Here is a 21,287-nt window from a genome sequence, read left to right on the forward strand (position 1 = left end):
CATCATGGCGCGCTCCGCTGCTCGTCACGCTCGATCGCGCCGTCACGGAAGTGCACCACGCGGCTGGCCCAGGCGGCCATCTCCGGCTCGTGCGTCACCATCAGCACGGTGATGCCGTGGGTCTGGTTCAAGTCTTTCAGCAAATCCATGATGTCGGCGCTGCGGGCGCTGTCCAGGTTGCCGGTGGGCTCGTCCGCCAGCAGCACCGTGGGCTGCGTGACGATGGCCCGGGCAATCGCCACCCGCTGTTGCTGCCCGCCAGACAATTCGGCCGGGGTGTGGTTTTCACGCTCGGCCAGGCCAACACGCGCCAGCGCGGCGCGGGCGGCTGCGCGCCGCTGTTCGCGCGGCTCACCGCGGTACAGCAGCGGCAGCTCGACGTTCTCCAGTGCCGAGGTGCGGGCCAGCAGGTTGAAGCCCTGAAAGACAAACCCGAGGTGCCGGCGGCGCAGCAGGGCGCGCTGGTCGCGGTCGAGTTGCTCCACCGGGATGCCGCTGAAGCGGTAGCTGCCGCGGCTGGGGGTATCGAGACAGCCCAGCAGGTTCATCGCGGTGGATTTGCCGGAGCCGCTGGGCCCCATCACCGCCACGAATTCACCGGCGTGAATGTCCAGGCTGATGCTGCGCAGCGCGTGCACGGTGGCTTCGCCTTCACCGTAGGTGCGGCCCACCTGGCGCAGGCAGATCAGGGGTGCTGTGGTGCTGGCGCTCATGGCTTGGCAGAAGCGCTGCGCTGCTCGGTGATCACGGCCAGGCCTTCACGCAGGCCGTCGGCACTGATCTCCGTCTGCTGCCCGTTGCTCAGGCCGATCTTCACCGGCATCGGCACCGGCACGCCGTCTTCCAGCACCCAGATCTGCTGAGGGCGGCCGGTGCGGTTGGTGGCTGCGGCAGCGGCTGCCCCCGGCATGCCGGCGGGCTTGCGACCCATGGCGCCACCGGGCGGGCCGGGCATCAGCGTTTCCAGCATGCTGCGCTTGGGTGCGGCGCCTGAGGGGGGCGGGCCGCCAGCGGGGGCGGCTGGGCTGAACGACAAGGCACTCACCGGCACCACCCACACGCCCGTGTGGCGGGAAGCCGCGATCTGCGCGGTGGCGGTCATGCCGGGGCGCAGGCTGAGGTCCTTGTTGTCGACCGCGAGCTGGGTGGTGTAGGTCACCACGTTGTCGGTGGTGGTGGAGCCAAACGCCACGCGCGTGACGTTGGCCGGGTAACTGCGGCCCGGCCAGGCGCTGACACTGAACCTGGCGCTTTGGCCGCTGCTGATCTGGCTCACGTCGGCTTCGTCCACATTCACCGAGAGCTTCAGCTGCGTCAGATCCTCGGCCAGCGTGAACAGGGTGACCGCCTGCAGCGAGGCGGCCACGGCATTGCCGGGCTCCACGCTGCGGGTCAGGATCACGCCGTCGATGGGCGAGCGGATGGACGCCTTCGACAGGTTGGTGCGGTTGGTGCTGAGCGCGGCGCGCATGTCGTCCACGCCGGCCAGGGCCGAGGCTTCGCTGGCGATGGCCTTGTCGACGGCGGCGCGGGCGCTGTCGAGGTCCGTGGCTGCCGGCACGCGGCCACCAGACAGCCGGTGGGCTTCTTCCTGGCGGGCCAGGGCCAGCTTCATTTCCTTCAGATTGGCGCGCGCGGTGGCCAGCGTGGCTTCGGCAGCACCCAGGTTGGCTTGGGCCTGCGTCACCTGGTCGTTCAGCTTGGCCGTGTCCAGCTTGACCAGCACCTGGCCCTTGCGCACCCGGTCGTTCACATCCACCAGCACTTCGGCCACGGTGCCCGACAGTTCACTGCCCAGGCTGACCGACCGCGTGGGTTGCAGCGTGCCGTTCGCGCTGACGGTCAGGGCCACGTCGCCGCGCGTCAAGGCCTGGGTGACGAAGATCGGGCGTGCTGCGTCGTCGTTGCGCATCAGCCAGAGGCTGGCAGCCACCACGGTGGCCAGCAGGGTGAGGGCGCCGATGCGCACGGCGGGCCGGCGCCACAGCGGGCGCTGGTCATGTTGCAGCCAGGCGGGCAGGGCTTCGGCCGCGGGGGAGGTGTTCAGATCAGCAGGCATGGTGGACACGCGGCAAGCGCAAGGGGGAAGGTGGGAAACCGTTGGGGTGTGGGTGTTGGCTGGTGGGGGCTGGCGTGGCTCACGTGGCGGGTGCGCCCACCGGCGCGGAAGCGCCCGAGCCGTTCACGCCCGCCCAGCCGCCACCCAGGGCGCGCCACGTGGCCGTCAGGGCCAGCAGCAGGTCGGTGCGAGCCGATTGCAGCGACAGCCAGGCGGACAGGGCATTGCGCTGCGCCACCAGCAGGGCGGTCACGTCGGTCAAGCCGGCTGCTTGCCGGTGCTTCGTGGCCTGCCAGACGGCGTCGGCTGATTGCGCGGCCTGTTCCAGCGCGGGCAGGCGCAGGCGTTGCTGCTGCAGGCCCACCAGCCGGTCTTCCACGTCCGTCACCGCGCTCAGCAGCGTCGCATCAAAGGCCGCGCGCTGGACGTTCAGCGCGGCGTCGTCACGGTCGATCAAGGCCTGGCGCTCGCCGTTGTCCCACAGCGTCCACGACACGGCACCGAGCAAGCTGGCCACGGCGCTGCCGGGCTGGCCCAGGCCGGCCAGCGTGGCCGCCTGCCAGCCGATCGAGCCGGTCAGGCTGACGCTGGGGCGGGCGGCCCGGCGGGTGCCTTCGGTGGCTGCCCACTGGGCCAGCAGATTGGCTTGCGCTGCGGCCACATCGGGCCGCCGGCGCAGCAGGTCGGCGGGCACCCCCGCCGAGAGGCCGTTCAGCGCAGCAGCGGGGATCTGCAAGGCCGGGTCGACCGCCAGGCTGCCGTGCAACTGCAGCGGCGTCAGGCCGCCAAGCAGCGCGAGTTGGTGTTCGTACTGGGCCAGCTGGGTGCGCAGGGGCGCCAGGCTGGCGCGGGTCTGCGCGGTGTTCAAGGCCGCGGTGTCCACATCCAGCCCATTCGCCAGGCCGGCCTGGGCGCGCCACTGGGTCAGCACCTGGGTCTCTTCGAAGCTGCGCAGGCTGCGTTCGGTCAGGGCGAGGCGGGCCTGGGTGTCGCGCCATTGCAGGTAGTTGGCGGTCACCTCCGCCGCCACGCGCAACTCGGTGCTGGCCACGCTGGCCTGTGCGGCCGTCACCAGCGCAGCCACGCGGTCGAGCTCGGCAGCCTGCGTGCCGTTCACGTCGGGTGACCAGCTCGCCGACAGCACGCCCTTCACCTGGTTGCTGTTGACGCCCCCACTGCGCTGGCGGCTGGCCGAGCCCGTGGTGCCGATCTGCAGCTGCTGGCCGGCCTCGCTGGCACGTTGCTGGGCCAGGGCCTGGGCGAGGCTGGCCCGGGCCTGCCGCACGTCGGCATTGGCGCTCAGCGCCTTGGTGACGAGGTGGGTGAGGTCGGCGTCCTTGAACTGCTCCCACCAGGCGGCGCTGATGCCGTCAGTGCCTGCCGTGGCCGGCCCGGCTTCCAGCCAGTGCGTGGCCTCCACCGGCGTCTGCAGGCCTTGCAGGGCGCGATCGACTGATGGTGGCGTGTCTGCGGCCTGCGCCACCGTGCCGGTGGCAAACAACACGCAAAGCAGCCAGCGGGCCGCTGGGGGAAGGGTTCGGGGCATGCAGCAAGGTCCATGAGGCCGGCACTGGTGGCCGGCGATGGAGGCATGTTGCTGCCCGTGTGCAAAGCGATTTCGGACTGCTTTGTAAAGTAAAGCTGCGGGGCTCAGGGTCAGACCCGATGGGTGGCTGCGCTTCGACTCGCCATGAAAAAAGCCACCCGGAGGTGGCTGTTGGTGGCTGTCGGTGGGGCGGTGATGGGCGCCGCGCTGACAGCCCCTCGGGGCTGCAGCGGCTTACTGGCTCACGAAGGCGCGTTCGATGACGAAGTCGCCCGGCGTGGTGGTGTTGCCTTCCTTCAGGCCGCGCACTTCCATCATGGTCTTCAGGTCGCGCAGCATTTCCGGGCTGCCGCAGATCATCACGCGGTCCTCCTCGGCGTTCAGCATTGGAATGCCCAGCGCCTTGGCGACCTGGCCTTCTTCCAGCGCGGTCGTCAGACGGCCCTGGTTGCGGAAGGGCTCACGCGTCACGGTCGGGTAGTAGAGCAACTGCTTGCTGACCATCTCGCCGAGGAACTCATGCTTGGGCAGCTCCTGGGTGATGTAGTCGTGATAGGCCAGCTCCTTCACCTCGCGGGTGCCGTGCACCAGGATGACCTGCTCGAACTTCTCGTAGGTGTCCGGGTCGCGGATCACGCTGAGGAACGGGGCCAGGCCGGTGCCGGTCGACAGCAGATACAGGCGCTTGCCGGGCAGCAGGTAGTCGATCAGCAGCGTGCCCGTGGGCTTCTTGCCGACGATGATGCTGTCGCCGACCTGGATGTGCTGCAGACGCGAGGTCAGCGGGCCATCTTGGACCTTGATGCTCAGGAATTCCAGCGTCTCTTCGTAGTTCGGGCTGACGATGGAGTAGGCGCGCAGCAGCGGCTTGCCGTCCACGCGCAGGCCGATCATGGTGAAGTGGCCATTCGAAAAACGCAGCGAGGTGTCGCGGGTGGTGGTGAAGCTGAACAGGCGGTCGGTCCAGTGATGCACGCTCAACACGCGCTCTTCGTTGAAGGCACTCATGCTTGAATTTCGAAGGTAAAAAGAGACAAAGGCAACGCGTGTCGCGCTGCACGGCAACCCGGGATTATCCCTCAGGCGCGAATTCCCTGCGACCGGCTATCGCCATCCGCGCCCGGGGCTCGGGTTCAGGCGGCCTTGTCGGCCTCGGAGGTGAAGCTGTCGGCGAAGAACTCGTCTTCCGGCAGGTGGCACGCGGCCGTGAATTCGCGCTGGGCAGCGGCCACCATCACCGGTGCACCGCAGGCATACACCTGATGGCCTGACAAGTCCGGCAGGTCGGCCATCACGGCCTGATGCACAAAGCCAGTGCGGCCCTGCCAGGCGTCACTGGCCTGGGGCTCAGACAGCACCGGCGTGTAGCTCAGGTTCGGCATGTCGGCCGCCGCTTGCACGGCCCAGTCATGCAGGTAGAGGTCGGCCTTCGAGCGGCAGCCCCAGTACAGCGCCACGGGGCGGTTGATCTGCTTGTCCTGCATGCGCTCGATCAGCGCCTTGATTGGCGCAAAACCTGTGCCCGAGGCGATCATCACGATGGGCTTGGCGCTGTCTTCACGCAGGAAGAAGGTGCCGAACGGGCCTTCCATGCGGACGATGTCCTTTTCCTTCATCGTGCTGAACACCTGGTCGGTGAACTTGCCGCCGGGCATGTGGCGGATGTGCAGCTCGATCGACGGCGGCGTGCCCAGGTTGTGCGTCGCATTGGCCATCGAGTAGCTGCGGCGCGCGCCGTCACGCAGGATGAATTCCACGTACTGGCCGGCGTGGAACTGGAAGTTCTGGTTGGCCGGCAATTGCACGCGGATGATGGCGACGTCAGGGGCGGCGCGCTGCATCGACAGCACACGGCCCGGCATCTTCAGCACCGGGAACTCACCAGCGCCGGCCACGCTGCGGGCTTCCACCACGCAGTCGGTCTGCGGCGTGGCGCAGCAGGTCAGGATCATGCCGGCTTCTTCCTCGGCCGGGCTCAGGGCCTTGGCCTGGTGCGCGCCGTGAATCACGCGGCCTTCCAGCAGGCGGCTCTTGCATGAGCCACAGGCGCCGTCCTTGCAGCCGTAGGGCAGGCCGATGCCGTCGCGGATGGCCGCATTCAAAATGGGCTCGTCGCGGGCCACGTCGAAGCTGCGCTCGGAAGGCTTGAGGGTGATGCGGAAGGTCATGACGGCGAAATTCTCTGGGCCACTACACTGAGTTTTTGATTGTCGCCCATTCGTGTCATGTCACTGCCCCACCGCACCTTTCGCCGCCCGACCCTGCTCATCGTGGGCTGCGGTGATGTGGGCATGCGCGTGCTCAAGCTGGTGCGCACGCAATGGCGTGTGCTGGCGCTGACCTCCTCGCCCGAGCGCGCTGAGCTGCTGCGCGCGGCAGGCGCCATGCCGCTGATTGGCAACCTCGACCAGCCGGCCACGCTGGCCCGCCTGGCTGGCCTGGCCGATGCCGTGCTGCATCTGGCCCCACCACCCGGCAACGGGCCGAGTGACCCGCGCACCGCCGCCTTGCTGCACGCGCTGGCCCGCCGCCGTGCGCCGCGGTGCCTGGTGTACGGCAGCACCACCGGGGTGTACGGCGATGCCGGCGGTGCGCGCTTTGATGAAACCCGGCCCGTGGCGCCCGCCACCGACCGGGCGCGTCGCCGCGTGGACGCTGAAGCTCGTGTGCGCTGGGCTGGCCGCGCACTGGGTGTGCGCACCACGGTGCTGCGCATCCCGGGCATCTATGCCGTTGATCGCGTGGGCGGCCATCCACGTGACCGTGTCGAGCGCGGCGCGCCGGTGCTGGTGGCGGACGACGACGTCTACACCAACCACATCCATGCCGACGACCTCGCGCGGGCCTGCGTGGCAGCGCTGCATCGTGGTCTGCCGCAGCGCGTGCTGCACATCAGCGACGACAGCGAATTGCGCATGGGCGATCACTTCGATGCCGTGGCTGATCGCTACGGTTTGCCGCGCCCGCCGCGGCGCAGCCGGGCCGAGCTGGCACAGACGCTGTCGCCCATGCAGCTGAGCTTCATGGGCGAGTCGCGTCGCCTGGTGAACACCAGAATGAAAAAAGAGCTGCGATTGCAGCTCCTTCATCCGGACGTGGCCAGTGGGTTGGCCGAGGGCTGATCACCAGCCGCGCCGCTTCGGGAACGGCGGCTGGCCGCGCCAGTAGCGGATCATCAGCCAGGCGCCAACCATGCCGCCCAGGTGGGCGAAGTGGGCGATGCCGGAGTTGCTGAACAGCACGCCCTGGAACAACTCGATCGCACCGAACAGCATCACCATCACCTTGGCCGGCACGGTGATCGGCGGGATGGGGATGGCCTGGCGGTTGGTCATCAACAGCACGATCATCACGATGCCCAGGGTGTAGAAAATCTGCCCCGGCATCATCATCAGCACCATCGGCAGGAAGCCGACGAGGTCGAACTGGCGGCGCGGGAACATCAGCGCGTAGGCCAGCAACAAGCCATACAGCGCACCCGATGCACCCACGGTCGGCGCGAAGCGGCCGGGCAGCAGGGTGACGATCAGTTGGGCAACGGCGGCCGTCAGCACGCTGGCCAGCAGCAGCTGCGAATAGCGCTTCTGGCCCCAGAGGCGCTCCAGCTCAGCACCGAACATCCACAGACCCAGCATGTTGAAGAACAGGTGGGCCAGATCGCCGTGCAGGAAGGCGTAGGTCAGCGGTTGCCAAGGCAGGAAGCCGCCACTGTTGATCGGGTAGAGCGCAAACCACAGCTTCAGGGGCAGTGTGGCGCCGAGCAACTGCTCGATACAGAACACAGCCGTGCAGATCAGCAACAGGGCTTTGGTGTAAGGGGGCAGCGACGGCATGGACTCTCGCGACGTGTGGGGCCGAAAGAAAAACAGACCGTGGAACGGTCTGCAATGGTGCCCGCGGCCAGACTCGAACTGGCACGCCTTGCGGCGGCGGATTTTGAATCCGCTACGTCTACCGATTTCGTCACGCGGGCAGGTGCAGCAATCAACGGTCAACAGACGATCAACTGCTGGTGAGGGGCCGATTATGGCATGAGCGCCATGGGCATCCAGACGCCCCGCGGCGAAAAGTTGGATGCCCGCGATAATGCATCGAACGTCCCACTTGCCTCCCTCTTGCACATCGCATCGATGCCGAACTACAAGACCCTTGAAGATGCCATTGGCGGCACGCCGCTGGTTCGCCTGCAACGCCTGCCGGGTGCTGACGCAACTGCGCGTGGCAACGTGATCCTCGGCAAGCTCGAGGGCAACAACCCGGCCGGATCGGTGAAAGACCGCCCGGCCATCCACATGATCCGGCAGGCCGAAGTGCGCGGCGAGATCCGCCCCGGCGACACCCTGATCGAAGCCACTTCGGGCAACACCGGTATCGCGCTGGCCATGGCCGCAGCCATCAAGGGCTACCGCATGGTGCTGATCATGCCGGAGGACCTGTCGATCGAACGCGCGCAGACCATGAAGGCCTTTGGCGCCGAGTTGATCCTCACCCCGAAGTCGGGTGGCATGGAGCTGGCCCGCGACCTGGCCGAGCAGATGCAGAAGGACGGCAAGGGCCGGGTGCTCGACCAGTTCGCCAACGCCGACAACCCGGCGGTGCACTACGCCACCACCGGCCCCGAGCTGTGGGCCGACACCGAAGGCCGCATCACCCACTTCGTGAGCGCGATGGGCACCACCGGCACCATCACCGGCGTGTCGCGTTACCTGAAGGAGCAGAACCCGGGTGTGCGCATCATCGGCGCCCAGCCGGCTGAAGGCTCGCGCATTCCCGGCATCCGCAAGTGGCCCGAGGCCTACCTGCCAAAGATCTACAACCCGCAGGCGGTGGACGAGCTGGTTTATGTGAGCCAGTCGGACGCTGAAGACATGGCGCGCCGCATGGCCGCCGAAGAGGGCCTGTTCGCGGGCATCTCGGCGGCGGGCGCCTGCTGGGTGGCCCTGCAGATCGCGCGCAAGGTGGAAAACGCGACGATCGCCTTCATCGTCTGCGACCGCGGTGACCGCTACCTGTCCACCGGCGTCTTTCCGGCCTGAGGCCACCTCGCTGCATCTTCCAGGCTGACACCATGAGCACCGACTACCGCTTCTGCCCGCAATGCGCCACACCGCTCGGCTGGGTCGAGGCGATGGAAGATGGCGGCCCGACGCTGCGCCTGCGCTGCGGCGCGTGCAACTTCACCCACTGGAACAACCCGACGCCGGTGCTGGCGGCGGTGGTGCAGTGCGCTGACCGGGACGGGCAACTCCTGCTGGCCCGCAACGCCGCCTGGTCCGGCAAGATGTACGCGCTGATCACCGGCTTCATGGAAGCGGGTGAATCGCCCGAAGCCGGCATCGCCCGCGAAGTGCTCGAAGAAACCAATCTGGTGGCCGAGCGCGTCGAGTTGATCGGCGTGTGGGACTTCCAGCGCATGAACCAGGTCATCATCGCCTACCATGTGGTGGCGCGTGGTGAGATCCGGCTCTCGCCGGAACTGGTGGACTACCGCCTGTTTGCGCCCGGTGAGGTGATGTGCTGGCCCTCCGGCACCGGCCATGCGCTGGCAGAATGGCTGCGGCGCCAAGGGGTTGAGCCCCGCTATTTCGAATGGCCGGCCAAGCCCTGAGCTGCTGGTCGCCTCTACTTGTATTGCCCCCGACAGGAAGCCCCCGCATGGAAGCGCAGAAGGAAATCGACACCCGCGGCCTGAATTGCCCGCTCCCCATCCTCAAGGCCAAGAAGGCCTTGGCAGACATGCCCAGCGGCCATGTGCTGAAGGTGGTGGCGACCGACCCGGGCTCGACCCGCGACTTCCAGGCCTTCGCCCGCCAGACCGGCAACGATCTGGTCGAGCAATCGGAAGCGGAAGGCGAGTTCATCCACTTCCTGCGCCGGCGCTGAGTTCTTCACCGCCTCGGTGGCTGGCCGGCACACAGACCGGCAGCCCCACAAACAAGAAGGCCCGCTTGATGCGGGCCTTTGTCATGGTGCCGTGAGGTGGCTCACAGATCCAGGGTCTTGAGGTAGCTGCGGAAGCCGGCGCCGAGTTGCGGATGGGCCAGGGCCAGTTCCACATTGGCTTCCAGGAAGCCTTCCTTGCTGCCGCAGTCATAACGGCGGCCGTCGTAGCGGTAGGCAAACACCTTCTCGCGACGCATCAGCGAGGCGATGCCGTCGGTCAGCTGGATTTCACCGCCCACGCCGCGCGGCAGGTTGGCGATCTCGCGGAAGATGCCCGGGTTCAGGATGTAGCGGCCCGCCACGCCGAGGTTCGACGGCGCGTTTTCCGGCGACGGCTTCTCGACGATGTGCGTCAGGTCCATCATGCGGTCGTTCACCGGCGTGCCGGCGACGATGCCGTAGCGCTTGGTGTGCTCCGGCAGCACTTCCTGCACGGCGATGATGGACGCGTGCCATTCGTTGTACTGCTCGACCATCTGCTTCATGATCGACGGCTTGCCCACCATCAGGTCATCGGCCAGCAGCACGGCAAAGGGCTCGTTCACGACCACCGACTGTGCGCACAGCACCGCATGGCCCAGGCCCAGGGCCTTGGGCTGGCGGATGTAGATGCACTCCATGTCGTCGGGCTTGATCGAGTGCACCAGGTCCAGCAGTTCCTGCTTGCCGGCGGCTTCGAGTTCATGCTCCAGCTCGAAGGCAGTGTCGAAGTGGTCCGGAATGGCGCGCTTGTTGCGGCCGTTCACGAAAATCATTTGCTTGATGCCGGCCGAGTAGGCCTCTTCCACCGCGTACTGGATCAGTGGCTTGTCGACCACCGGCAGCATTTCCTTGGGCTGGGCCTTGGTGGCCGGCAGGAAGCGGGTACCGAGACCGGCAACCGGGAAGATGGCTTTGTTGATTTTCATGAACGACCTTGGGGCGGTAGGGTGTTGAATCATTTTGTCACGGGCCTTTGCAAGATCCGTGACAGACACACGACAAGCGCCCCCCTCAGGCAGGGGGGAGCTTGCCGAGCTGGGCCCGCAGGCTGTCCAGCGTGCGGGCAAATTCCACCAGGCGCTGACGCTCCTGCGCCACCACGGCCTCAGGCGCACGCGCCACGAAGCTTTCATTGCCCAGCTTGGCCTCTGCCTTCACGACTTCGCCTTCGATGCGCTTGATCTCCTTGCCCAGGCGCTCACGCTCGGCGGCCACATCAATCTCCACCTTCAGCGCCAGGCGTGCCTCGCCCTGCACCAGCACCGGGGCCAGTTCGCTGGCCGCCGTGAAGCTGGCTTCGTCGGTCTGCACCTGCACGTCGCTGAGCTTGGCCAGGGCCTTGAGCACCGGCGCTGCTTCGGTGATGAACGCCGCGTCACCCAGGGTGATCAGCGGCACGCGCTCGGCCGGCGACAGGTTCATTTCGCCGCGCAGCGTGCGGCAGGCGCCCACAAACTCCTTCAGCTTGACCATCCACGCGTCGGCCACGGGGTCGATGCGTTCCGGCTGGGCCTTCGGGTAGGCCGCCGTGGCGATGGTGTCGGTGCTGTCAGCTGCCTTGCGGCCGGCCACCACCGCCACCGTGTCCCACAGCTCGGCGGTGATGAACGGCGCCACCGGGTGCAGCAGGCGCAGCACGGTTTCGAGCACGCGCACCAGAGTGCGGCGGGTGGCGCGCTGCTGGGCTTCGGTGCCAGTCTGGATCTGCACCTTGGCGATTTCCAGATACCAGTCGCAATAGCTGTCCCAGACGAACTGGTAGATGGCGTTGGCCACGTTGTCCAGGCGGTATTCGGCGAAGGCCTGCTCAACCGCCATCTCCACACGCTGCAACTCGCTGGTGATCCAGCGGTCGGCAGGGCTGAAGGCCAGGTAGCCGTGGGCCGGGCCGCCCACGCTGCACTCTTCCTTGCTGTGCTCCTTCAGGCCGCAGTCCTGGCCTTCGCAGTTCATCAGCATGAACTTGGTGGCGTTCCAGAGCTTGTTGCAGAAGTTGCGGTAGCCCTCGCAGCGCTTGCTGTCGAAGTTCACGCTGCGGCCCAGCGTGGCCATGGCCGCGAAGGTGAAGCGCAGCGCGTCGGCGCCGTAGGCCGGAATGCCTTCCGGGAATTCCTTCTCGGTGGCCTTGCGCACCTTCGGCGCTGTCTCCGGCTTGCGCAAACCCTGGGTGCGCTTGTCCAGCAGCGGGGCCAGCTCGATGCCGTCGATCAGGTCGACCGGATCCAGCACATTGCCTTCGCTCTTGCTCATCTTCTTGCCCTGCGCATCGAGCACCAGGCCGTGGATGTAGACATGCTTGAACGGCACCTGACCCGTGAAGTGCTTGGTCATCATGATCATCCGGGCGACCCAGAAGAAGATGATGTCGTAGCCGGTCACCAGCACGCTGCTGGGCAGGAACAGGTCTTGTTCGATCGTCTTGGCGGGCCAGCCCAGGGTGCTGAACGGCACCAGGGCCGACGAGTACCAGGTGTCGAGCACGTCTTCGTCACGCGTCAGCGTGCCGGTGTAGCCGGCCGCGGTGGCCTTGGCGCGGGCTTCTTCTTCGCTGCGCGCCACGAACAGCTCGCCGGCTTCGCCGTACCAGGCCGGAATCTGGTGACCCCACCACAGCTGGCGCGAGATGCACCAGTCCTGGATGTTCTTCATCCACTGGTTGTAGGTGTTCACCCATTGCTCGGGCACGAATTTCACGTCGCCCGATTCCACCGCCTCGATGGCCTCTTCGGCGATCGACTTGCCGTTCGCGCCGGCCTTGCTCATGGCCACGAACCACTGGTCGGTCAGCATCGGCTCGATGACCTGGCCGGTGCGGGCGCAACGCGGCACCATCAGCTTGTGCTTCTTCACCTCCACCAGCAGGCCGTCAGCCTCCAGCTGGGCGACGATCTTCTTGCGGGCCACGAAGCGGTCCAGGCCGATGTACTCGGCCGGGATTTCGGTGGCCTCGTGGGCGCTGACCTTGGCTTCCAGGTCGAAGATGGTGAGCATGGCCAGCTTGTGGCGCAGGCCGACCTGGTAGTCGTTCTGGTCGTGGGCCGGCGTCACCTTCACCACGCCGGTGCCGAAGGTCTTGTCCACGTAGTCGTCGGCAATCACCGGCACCAGGCGGCCGGTGATGGGCAGGCGCACCTGCTTGCCGATCAGGTGGGTGTAGCGCTCGTCTTCCGGGTGCACCATCACGGCGGTGTCGCCGAGCATGGTTTCCGGACGGGTGGTGGCCACCACCAGCGTGTCGCTGCTGCCTTCCACCGGGTAGCGGATGTGCCAGAGCGAGCCGTCTTCCTCTTCGCTCTCCACTTCCAGGTCCGACACGGCGGACTTCAGGATCGGGTCCCAGCTCACCAGTCGCTTGCCGCGGTAGATCAGGCCTTCGTCGAACAGGCGGACGAAGGTTTCGGTGACCACGGCCGAGAGCTTCTCGTCCATGGTGAAGTACTCGTGCTCCCAGCTGACCGAGTCGCCCATGCGGCGCATCTGGCGCGTGATGGTCGAGCCCGATTGCTCCTTCCATTCCCAAACCTTGGCCACGAAATTCTTGCGGCCCAGGTCATGGCGGCTGAGCTTCTGCTCCTGCAGCTGGCGCTCCACCACGATCTGGGTGGCGATGCCGGCGTGGTCGGTGCCGGGCACCCACAGCGTGTTGGCGCCCTGCATGCGGTGGTAGCGCGTCAACGAGTCCATGATGGTCTGGTTGAAGGCGTGGCCCATGTGCAGCGTGCCGGTCACGTTCGGTGGCGGCAGTTGCACGCAGAACGAAGGCTTGGCCGGGTCGAGCGTGGGCTTGTAGACGCCAGCGTTCTCCCACAGCGGGGCCCAGCGGGCTTCGATGGCAGCGGGTTCGAAGGATTTGGCGAGTTCAGTCATGGGGCAAACCTGTGGCGGCCGCAGCAGCTGGGCAGCGGCGCGTTACCTTGTTTCGGGGGAGGGCCGATTGTAGGGTCTGCCCTGAGCGGGCAGGCCGTTTCAGGCCCGGCTCAGAGCAGCTGCTGCCGCTTCACCGCGAGGTAGCGGGTGACGAGGGCGGCGGCCAGCTCGTTCGGGGGCACGTCCACGATCAGCCCGTGGCGGTCCTGCAGCCGCGCGAAGGCATCGGCGCGGGCCTGGGCCAGCCAGTGGGCGGTGGCCACTTCGGCGGCGGCCGGGCCGTTTTGCAGCGGCTGCGCAGCCAGGTCGGCCAGCACCGGCTCGCGCAGGCTGGCCACCATGGTCACATGGCGCTGACGCAGCAGGCGCAGCGCCGGAGCCAGCTCGGACACATCGTCGTCGCGGAAGTTGGTCAGCCAGATCACCAGCGCGCGGCGGGGCGATTGCCGCATCAGGTTCCGGGCCGCGTCAACATAGTCGGGGTGCTGCGTGCCGGGCTGCAGGTCGTGCACGCTTTCCAGCAACTGGTCGAGTGCCGCCGTGCCCTTGCGGGGCGCCAGTTGCCGGCCTTCACCTGTTGCATGGCCGAAGGTCATCAGGCCGACCTCGTCACCGGCCTTCAGGGCGACGTGGGCAGTCAACGCCAGGGCATTGAGCACCTGGTCGAAGTGCTCGGCCTGGCGCGGGCCCGTGCGGTCGTCAGCCCGCATGCGGCGGCCGCAGTCGAGCAGGAAGATCACGCGCTGGTCGCGCTCGTCCTGGTACTGGCGTACCACCGGCTTGCCGCGTCGCTGGGTGGCGCGCCAGTCGATGTGCCGCACGGGGTCGCCGGCTTGATAGTCGGCCAGCTGGCGGAAATCGGTGCCGCTGCCGCGTTGCGCGGCCTGGCGGATGCCCATCTCGGCCAGCCGCTGGTCGCTGGCCAGCCAGGCGAAGCGGGCCAGCTCTGAAAAGTTCGGGTAGACCTTGAAGGCCACACCTTCGCCGGCCTGCACTTGCAGCTGCCAGCCGCCGGCCGGGCTGCGCAAGCGCAATTGCGGCGGCGTCAGCCGGCCCGCACCGCGGTGCCGGGGCCACAGCGTGTAGCTCAGTGTCACGCTTTCACCGGGCGCCAGCTGAAAGCTCGCCGGCAGGCCGCTGCTGTCGCAGGTGGCGTCCACGCCGTCGAACAACTCGCCATGCCAGGCGTGCGGTGCGCCAGCCGGCAAGCTCAGGCGGATCGACACGGTGTGGGCCACACCCAGGGCCAGCACGCGCGGCATGGGGCGGTGCACCTGCAGCGGGTGCTGCAGCCAGGCCCGGCGGGCGCGCCACAGGTCGAGTCCCAGCCAGAGGACGCCGGCGACCACCGCCACGGCGAGCAGGGCATGCGGCCAGGTGGCGGGTGCAGCCAGCCAGGCCAGCGCCAGATGCGCCGCCGCCAGAGCCAGCAGCCAGCGCGGCAAGGTGCGCCCGGGCAGCAGGCGCACGGTGGGGTGGTTGCCGGCTTGCTGGCCAGGTGGGGTGGCCGGGCTGGCCTGCGCCTTCTGCGCGGCGGCCATCCCGGTTGGCTGGGCCGTGCTCACTGGCGGGGTGCTTCCACTTGTTCCAGCCAGTCGGCCAGCAGGCTGTCCACACGCAGGCCGTCCAGCTGGGCGTCGGCCGACAACTGCACCCGGTGGCGCAGGGCGGCCACGGCATGCTGTTTCACGTCGTCGGGAATGACAAAGTCGCGGCCGCCCATCAGGGCAGCCGCCCGCGCCAGACGCACCAGCGCGATGGCGCCACGGGTGCCGGCGCCGCTGGACAAACCCGGCAGTTGCCGCGTGCCACGCACGATGCGCACGGCGTAATCGAGCGCGGCGGCGTCCACCGTGACCTGCGCCACCATGTTCTGCAAGGCCAGCACGCGGTCGCGGCTCAGGCAGGGTTGCACGTCGTTCAAGGGCAGGGCGTCGCCCGCGCTGCCGGCGGTGGCGCGGTGCACCACGGCGGCTTCGTCGCGCGCATCCGGGTAGTCCAGGTCGATCTTCAGCAGAAAGCGGTCACGCTGCGCTTCGGGCAGCAGGTAGGTGCCTTCGGCGTCCACCGGGTTCTGCGTGGCCAGCACCATGAAGGGCCGGGGCAGCGCCATCGATCGACCCTCCAGCGTGACCTGGCCTTCCTGCATCACCTCCAGCAGCGCGCTCTGGGTTTTGGCGGGGGCGCGGTTCACCTCGTCGGCCAGCAGCAGGTGGGTGAACACCGGGCCCTGGCGTACGCGCAGCTCGCCGCCTTCCAGCACGGTCTGGCCGGTGATGTCGGAGGGCATCAGGTCAGGCGTGAACTGCACGCGTGCAAAGTCGAGTGCCAGAGCCTGGCCCAGGGCGCGGGCCAGCAGCGTCTTGCCGAGGCCGGGCACGCCTTCCAGCAGCACATGGCCGCTGGCCAGCAGGGCCATCACGGTTTGCTCGACGGCGGCGGTCTGGCCCACCAGGGCGCGGGCGATCTGGTCACGCAGGCTGGAAAGGTCCAGGCGCGCCTGGTGCAGGTCGGTGGCGTCAATGCTCATGGCTGAGGTCCTGTCGAGGTGGGCGCCCGTGGCGCCGCAAGAATGCGCCTGCGTGCCGTTTCCAGCAGTCGCAGGTCGTGGAGGAGCTGCCGCACGGTGCGCGGCTTGGTCGTGGGGTTGCCGGCTGCGGTGAGGGCGGCCGCCTCCAGCCCGGTGGCGTGGGCGATGGCGCGTGCCAGTTCCGGCCAGGTGGCAGCCACGGCGATGGCCGGTGAAGCCGTGCCGTGGCGTGTCCAGGTCTCACGCAGCGCACGAAGTTGCACCTGCATCAGCAAGGGGCTGCGCTGGTGCAGCAGGAATGCGGCGGTGCCTTCCACCTGCGCCGTCAGTGATCGACGGCGATCAGGCGCCGGCTGGCGCAGCGGGCCGAAACGCGGCACCGCGCGCCACAGGGCAGTGGCGGCCGCCAGCAGCAGCAAGGCGCAGGTGGCCGGCGCCACCTGCCAAAGCCAGAGCGGCAGCACGGGCATGGCCTCGGTCTCGGCCAGCCAGACGGCATCGCCGGCATGCAGGTCCAGGGTGGCGGCCATCAGCGCCGGGTGATCGCGCTCCAGCTCGCTGACATCGTTCGGCAACAGGTACTGGGTCGATACCGTCACCTGGCCCTGGCCAACGGGCAGCCGCAGCACCCGCCATCCCAGTGCATCCTGCAGGCCCCAGCGGGGCGCCTGGGTGGTGCGCAGCACGCCGTTGGTTTCAGTGCACAGCGCGTAGGTGCGCAGGCCGGGGAAGTGTGAGGTGAAGTGGGCGGCGTAGTCGGGCCCCAGGTTCGCGCTGCCTGGCTCGGGCTCGGTGACGGACCAGTTGCACTTCACCTTTTCCCGCGGGTTGATCACGTCGCGCAGGACGCGGTCGTCTGCGCCAGAAGGGGGGGCGGTGTCGTGATTGCCAGTGACTGGGTCCGCGTCTTCATCGTCCTCGTCGTCTTCCTCATCGTCGTTGTCCGTCGGCGCAGAGGCCGCCTTGTTTCGATGATTGGCCGCCACCTTCTGGCGATGCCGGATTTCCCAGGGGCGCTCGAGCTTCAGGCCCAGCCAGGCGAGCAGCGGGTCCGGTGCGTCCTCAGCGGTCCGGTCCACCAGCACGTTGGCCATCACGACCAGGTGCCCGCCCTGCGCCACCCATTGCTGCACGGCCTGCAGGCGTTGCTGCTGCATGTCCCACAGGTCAGATCCGAGCACCAGCGTCGTGCCCTTGGGCGGCAGCGGGTCCAGCTGGGCCACCACGGTCAGGCTGCTGCCCTGTGCCTGCAACCATTGCCGCAGCACGTAGTTGTGATCAGTGAGCGCGGCGCCGCGCCGGGCCGTGCGGGTTGGCTCTTCCGCCCAGTAGGTGTTCTGTGCCACCCAGTAGGTACCGCCGCCCAGCAGCAGCAACACCAGCACCCAGGTCAACGGTCTGAGCCAGGGCTTCATGCGGCGGCCCCCGACTGAGTTTGCGGGGCGTCTTCGGTGGGGCGGCCCAGTTGGATGTCGAAGCGGGCGCACAGCACGGCCATGGTGTCGTTCGACGGCAGGGTGTGGGCATAGCCGCAACGCAGCCAGGCGTCGATCAGGATGCCGAGGAAGGCGTTCGCATCAGCGGTGAGGTGCGGGGCGGCCAGTTGCAGGCACTCTTGTTCGGTGCTGGCGCTGCGCACCCGCACGCGGTGACGATGCACCAGGCGAGACAGGGCGGCGCGGTACAGCAGCGCCAATGCGGCGCGGCCGTCACCGGCCTGCCACAGTGCGGCGGCGGCTTGCCCCACCGGCTCGGGCAGGCTGTCCGGGCGGATGTCGAGCTGGCCGACGTGGGTGGGCAAAGCCTCGGCGATGGCCGCCACAGGGCGACGTCCCCAGAGCCGCCAACCCAGCACGGCCAGCAAGGCCAGCGCCACGGCAAAGGCTAGCCATGCCAGCAAACGCCCGGCGTCGGCCAGCCATTCGGCCAGGCCCTTCAGCCACGCCGCGGTGTCATCGGGCTTGTCCTTGTCCTTCTTCTTGTCGTCGTTCACCCATTTCAAGGTGCGCTGCATGCGCTCGCCGCCCAGCAGCGGGTCGGCGGACACGGCACTGGCCGCGGCGCGCACGCGTTCCAGCGGCAAGACGCTGGCGGGGGCAGATGTGACGGGGGCAGATGTGGCGGCAGGCGTCGCCACCGGGGCGGCAGCCGGGTTGGCCAACAGGGCCGCAGGCCACGCCGCCCACAGGCTCACCACCAGAGCCAGGCGCATGGCGGTCCGTCGCAACAAGTCGGGCCGGGCGCGCAGGATGTCAGGCTGCGAACGCATCGCGCACCTCCTGCTCGATGTCCCAGGATTCGAGCGTCACGCGCCGGTTCAGGTACATCATGAAACCGCCGGCCAGCGACAAAGGCTCCAGCACCAGTGCGGCCAGCACCTGGCAGATGGCCAGCACCACCGGGGCACTGCCTTCCTCCGAAGAAATCCACGGAATCAGTTGCGACATCGGGCTGAACGGGTCAGCCCAGAAGTAGGCGATGGCCAGCGCACAGGCCAGCCAGGCTTCCAGGTGTGCCCAGGCCAGTTGCGCCATCGCAGCTGCGCCGCGGCAACCGCCCAGCAGCACCTTCTTGCGCGCGGCCAGGGCCGGGCCGCGCAGCCCTTCCAGCTGCATCACCGGCTGCACCATCGCCCTCCAGGGCGACAAGCGCGCAGCCAGCAGCTGCGGCCACAGCCGGGGCGAGAACAGCACCGGGCCGGTCAGCACGTCAGCCAGGGTGCACGGTTGGGCGAACGCCCGGCGCGCGTAGAAGTGCAGCAGCACGCGGTCGAGCCAGGGCTTGCAGAACCACACCACGATCCAGGGTGCCCAGCTGCTCAACAGGCCACTCGCCAGGGCAATGATGGCCACGAACAAGGCGACCGGTGCGTAGACCCGCAGCAGGCCCGGCCATTCCCGCCAGGCCAAGCGGGTGCCGAGGTCGAGGGCCTCGAACATCGAGCGGCTGCGCAGCGCCAGTTGCAGGCCGCCGTGGGCGGTGTCAGCGGCCATCACGCACCTCCGGGCTGCGGCCACCGCTGAGCCAGCCACTCAGCCAGGCCATCACCAGGCACCAGCTCAAGGCTCCCACGGTGAATTTGATTCGCGGCTCGACCCACGCGGCACTCGACCAGAACGCCTCCACGGCAGCGGCCACCAGCAACAGGGCCGTGGTGGCCACCAGCAAGGGCCAGATCTGCTGGCCGGCGGTGGCCAGCGCATCCAGGCGGCGCTGCCGGCCCGGCATCAGCACCGCCTGCCCGAGTCGCAGCCCGCAGGCGCCTGACAACACGATGCCGGTCAACTCATAAGCGCTGTGCGTGACCACGAAGGGCCAGAACTGCGGGCCTTGTCCGCCCACCGTGAGGTAGCCGGCCACCGCGCCGATCATCGCGCCGTTGAACAGCAGGTAATACAGCGCGCCCAGCCCCATCAGCAGGCCGCTGGCGAAACACTGGAAGGCGATGCCGATGTTGTGCGCGATGTAGAAGCCGAACATCGCCACGTCGTCCCCGGCGCCGCGCTGTCGCCCGATCACCTCGGCCTCGGGCGCGTACATCTGGGCCATGCCACGGGCCTGGTCGGCGCCCATCACGGTCAGCACCAGCGTCGGCTTGATCCAGCAGGCCACCAGCATCAGCACGAGGGGCAGCCCAAAAGCGGCCAGGGCCAGCAGCACGTGGGTGCGGTGCTGGCGCACGCAGGCCGGCACGCCGTGCCGCAGCAGCTGGCCTACGCCGCGCAGCGGGTTGCCCTGGTGCCGGTAGATGGCCTGGTGGGCGCGTGCGGTCAGGGTTTCGAGCGCGGCCACGCGCGACACCGGGTAGTGCCGGCTGCGGGCCAGCGCCAGGTGTTCACAGCTGCGGCGGTACAGGGCCGCCAGGCGGGCAGGGTCATGGGCAGGCAGGGCGCGCGCCGGGGCTGCGGCCGTCGGTGGCAGAACCGCCCCTTCGGCTTTTTTCTTTCCACGGCGCCAGGGCAGTTTCCAGCCCGAGGGCAGCAGGCGCTGGCTTTGCTCCAGGGCGTCGAGCAGGTCTTGCAGCTCGTCCCACACTGGCTGGTGTTGCTGGTCGAATTGCGCCGGGGTCATCGCTGGGCCTCGTCGCGTTGGCCGAGCAGGTGACGAGCCAGTGCCAGCAGGCGCTCGGTCGCTTCAGCCTGAGGCGCGCCCGATGGCGTCATCGCGCCGGGCAGGGTGTCGGTGGCGGGCAGCCAGGCCGCAAGCGGCCGGGCCATTTCCTCGAAGCGGGCGGCGGTGAGCACGGCATGTCGCTGGGCCAGCGCCAGCACGGCACGCTGCTGGGCCAGGGTGAGTGGCCGGGATGGGGCCAGCGCAGGGCCGGCCGGCAGGCTGCTTGAGCGCCACTCGGGCGGCTGGTGCACCACCAGCGTCTGCGCCACCAGGTCGCCGAGGCGGCGGAAGTCACTGCGCGCCAGCATGGTCAGGCCACCCAGCAGGTACAGGAAGGGCAGGAAATCAACCGCGCGCAGCAGGTTGCGCAGCACCGAGGCGCTGGGCGTCACCGGCAGTCCGTCGGCCATCACCACGCGCAGGCCCAGCAGCCGCTTGCCCGGTGTGGCCGCGCCCGGCGCCAGTTCGAACAGCACCGGGTAGAACCACTCCAGCACGAAGGCGATGATGGCCGCCATGCCCATGCCGAAGCCCTTGAGCTGCGCGAGCGCGCCCACCAGCACGCTGAACATGACGAGGCGCAGGATGAAGTCGACGGCCCAGGCGAGCGCGCGTGCCGGCGCACCGGCAGGGCGCAGGTGAAGCGTCACGCCCTCGGGCGTTTCAGTGTGGCGCAGCGTGTCGAGCGGCGCGGCGGCTGCCGGCACCGGCAACTCAGGCCTTGACGACCACGGTGCCGGCGATCAGGTCGTGCAGGCAGCGACGTGATTTGCCGAAGATCATCAGCGCATCGATCAGGCCGATGATCTGGCCGACGCCCGGGATCATGTTGAGCGCGGTCATCACGAAGATGCGCAGACCGATGGTGCGGCCGACATTCGCATGGCTGCCGTCGACCTTGACGATGCGGATGCCCAATGCCATCTTGCCGATGGTCTGGCTGCGGGTGTAGAGCAGCCAGCCCTGCAGCAGCAGCGTGCCCACCATGCCGATGGCAAACGCCACGAGGGTATTGGTGCCGCCGTCTTCCGCCTGCTGGAGCAGGTCGATGCCCATCAGCCTTGCGCCGCCGAACATCAGTGCGGCGACCAGCACGCCGTCGATCATCGCCGCCCAGAACCGCGTGCCACGGCCAGCCAGCACGCCCGCCTGCACCTGCTCGGCGGCATCGGCGACCTCGGCTTGCGGCGGTGCAAACGGGTTGTTGTACGGGTCTTGTGGCTGGCTCATCCGGAACTCCCTCAAAA

General features: G+C 68.3%; 20 protein-coding genes and 1 tRNA gene. 4 read left to right on the forward strand and 17 right to left on the reverse strand.

Annotated features, from left to right (window positions below):
* Positions 1–2: 2 nt before the first annotated feature.
* From AACH00_RS11835 to AACH00_RS11855, 5 genes are all read right to left on the reverse strand, one after another.
* Positions 3–713, reverse strand: coding sequence for an ABC transporter ATP-binding protein (locus AACH00_RS11835; RefSeq protein ID WP_341399345.1), 711 nt, complete (start codon positions 711–713; stop codon positions 3–5).
* On the reverse strand, positions 710–2,059 hold the full coding sequence (locus tag AACH00_RS11840) for an efflux RND transporter periplasmic adaptor subunit (protein ID WP_341399346.1): 1,350 nt from the start codon (positions 2,057–2,059) through the stop codon (positions 710–712). The genes AACH00_RS11835 and AACH00_RS11840 overlap by 4 nt, the downstream gene beginning before the upstream one ends.
* Before the next feature lie 79 nt (positions 2,060–2,138).
* Complete coding sequence (locus AACH00_RS11845) at positions 2,139–3,605, reverse strand: efflux transporter outer membrane subunit (RefSeq protein WP_341399347.1); 1,467 nt, start codon at positions 3,603–3,605, stop codon at positions 2,139–2,141.
* Positions 3,606–3,839: 234 nt separating this feature from the next.
* Positions 3,840–4,613, reverse strand: a complete 774-nt coding sequence (locus AACH00_RS11850; protein WP_341399348.1) for a ferredoxin--NADP reductase — start codon at positions 4,611–4,613, stop codon at positions 3,840–3,842.
* A 125-nt stretch (positions 4,614–4,738) separates the two neighbouring features.
* Positions 4,739–5,773 carry a CDP-6-deoxy-delta-3,4-glucoseen reductase gene (locus AACH00_RS11855; RefSeq protein WP_341399349.1) on the reverse strand — a complete coding sequence of 345 codons (1,035 nt, stop codon included), beginning with the start codon at positions 5,771–5,773 and terminating at the stop codon, positions 4,739–4,741.
* Between the two features lie 57 nt (positions 5,774–5,830).
* On the opposite strand from AACH00_RS11855, the gene AACH00_RS11860 reads away from it, so the two are divergent.
* On the forward strand, positions 5,831–6,727 hold the full coding sequence (locus AACH00_RS11860) for an SDR family oxidoreductase (RefSeq protein ID WP_341399350.1): 897 nt from the start codon (positions 5,831–5,833) through the stop codon (positions 6,725–6,727).
* Here the strand turns inward: AACH00_RS11860 and AACH00_RS11865 are convergent, their stop codons facing one another.
* The gene (locus AACH00_RS11865; protein ID WP_341399351.1) at positions 6,728–7,438 is read right to left on the reverse strand and encodes a rhomboid family intramembrane serine protease; all 711 of its coding nucleotides are present in this window, start codon (positions 7,436–7,438) and stop codon (positions 6,728–6,730) included. It abuts the gene before it with no gap.
* Positions 7,439–7,493: 55 nt separating this feature from the next.
* Positions 7,494–7,578 (reverse strand) — tRNA-Leu (locus AACH00_RS11870).
* Between the two features lie 157 nt (positions 7,579–7,735).
* Between AACH00_RS11870 and cysM the strand changes: the two genes are divergently transcribed.
* From cysM to AACH00_RS11885, 3 genes are read left to right on the forward strand one after another with little or no spacing between them, the layout of a single operon-like run.
* Positions 7,736–8,641: a cysteine synthase CysM gene (gene cysM / locus AACH00_RS11875; protein WP_341399462.1), complete on the forward strand. Its 906-nt coding sequence runs from the start codon at positions 7,736–7,738 to the stop codon at positions 8,639–8,641.
* A gap of 32 nt (positions 8,642–8,673) precedes the next feature.
* Positions 8,674–9,213, forward strand: a complete 540-nt coding sequence (locus AACH00_RS11880; RefSeq protein WP_341399352.1) for an NUDIX domain-containing protein — start codon at positions 8,674–8,676, stop codon at positions 9,211–9,213.
* 47 nt (positions 9,214–9,260) lie between these two features.
* Positions 9,261–9,488 (forward strand): sulfurtransferase TusA family protein, encoded by a 228-nt coding sequence (locus AACH00_RS11885; RefSeq protein WP_341399353.1) that lies wholly within the window; start codon positions 9,261–9,263, stop codon positions 9,486–9,488.
* Between the two features lie 101 nt (positions 9,489–9,589).
* Here the strand turns inward: AACH00_RS11885 and galU are convergent, their stop codons facing one another.
* From galU to AACH00_RS11935, 10 genes are all read right to left on the reverse strand, one after another.
* A complete protein-coding gene (gene galU / locus AACH00_RS11890; RefSeq protein WP_341399354.1) occupies positions 9,590–10,456 on the reverse strand; it encodes a UTP--glucose-1-phosphate uridylyltransferase GalU in 867 nt (288 codons plus the stop codon).
* Positions 10,457–10,541: 85 nt separating this feature from the next.
* Positions 10,542–13,397 (reverse strand): valine--tRNA ligase, encoded by a 2,856-nt coding sequence (locus AACH00_RS11895; protein ID WP_341399355.1) that lies wholly within the window; start codon positions 13,395–13,397, stop codon positions 10,542–10,544.
* A gap of 110 nt (positions 13,398–13,507) precedes the next feature.
* Positions 13,508–14,938, reverse strand: a complete 1,431-nt coding sequence (locus AACH00_RS11900) for a DUF58 domain-containing protein (protein ID WP_341399356.1) — start codon at positions 14,936–14,938, stop codon at positions 13,508–13,510.
* Between the two features lie 20 nt (positions 14,939–14,958).
* Entirely contained in the window at positions 14,959–15,927 is a 969-nt protein-coding gene (locus tag AACH00_RS11905; protein WP_341399357.1) for an AAA family ATPase, read from the reverse strand.
* A complete protein-coding gene (locus tag AACH00_RS11910; protein ID WP_341399358.1) occupies positions 15,924–17,342 on the reverse strand; it encodes a DUF4350 domain-containing protein in 1,419 nt (472 codons plus the stop codon). Before AACH00_RS11910 ends, AACH00_RS11905 begins: the two co-directional genes overlap by 4 nt.
* The gene (locus AACH00_RS11915) at positions 17,339–18,196 is read right to left on the reverse strand and encodes a DUF4129 domain-containing protein (protein ID WP_341399359.1); all 858 of its coding nucleotides are present in this window, start codon (positions 18,194–18,196) and stop codon (positions 17,339–17,341) included. The genes AACH00_RS11910 and AACH00_RS11915 overlap by 4 nt, the downstream gene beginning before the upstream one ends.
* The gene (locus tag AACH00_RS11920; protein ID WP_341399360.1) at positions 18,180–18,920 is read right to left on the reverse strand and encodes a hypothetical protein; all 741 of its coding nucleotides are present in this window, start codon (positions 18,918–18,920) and stop codon (positions 18,180–18,182) included. The genes AACH00_RS11915 and AACH00_RS11920 overlap by 17 nt, the downstream gene beginning before the upstream one ends.
* Positions 18,910–19,998: a stage II sporulation protein M gene (locus AACH00_RS11925; RefSeq protein ID WP_341399361.1), complete on the reverse strand. Its 1,089-nt coding sequence runs from the start codon at positions 19,996–19,998 to the stop codon at positions 18,910–18,912. The genes AACH00_RS11920 and AACH00_RS11925 overlap by 11 nt, the downstream gene beginning before the upstream one ends.
* A complete protein-coding gene (locus AACH00_RS11930; RefSeq protein ID WP_341399362.1) occupies positions 19,995–20,747 on the reverse strand; it encodes an RDD family protein in 753 nt (250 codons plus the stop codon). Before AACH00_RS11930 ends, AACH00_RS11925 begins: the two co-directional genes overlap by 4 nt.
* Before the next feature lie 7 nt (positions 20,748–20,754).
* Positions 20,755–21,270 (reverse strand): RDD family protein, encoded by a 516-nt coding sequence (locus AACH00_RS11935; RefSeq protein WP_341399363.1) that lies wholly within the window; start codon positions 21,268–21,270, stop codon positions 20,755–20,757.
* Positions 21,271–21,287: the final 17 nt, after the last annotated feature.

It is taken from the genome of Ideonella margarita (assembly GCF_038066635.1).
GTDB lineage: Bacteria > Pseudomonadota > Gammaproteobacteria > Burkholderiales > Burkholderiaceae_C > Ideonella > Ideonella margarita.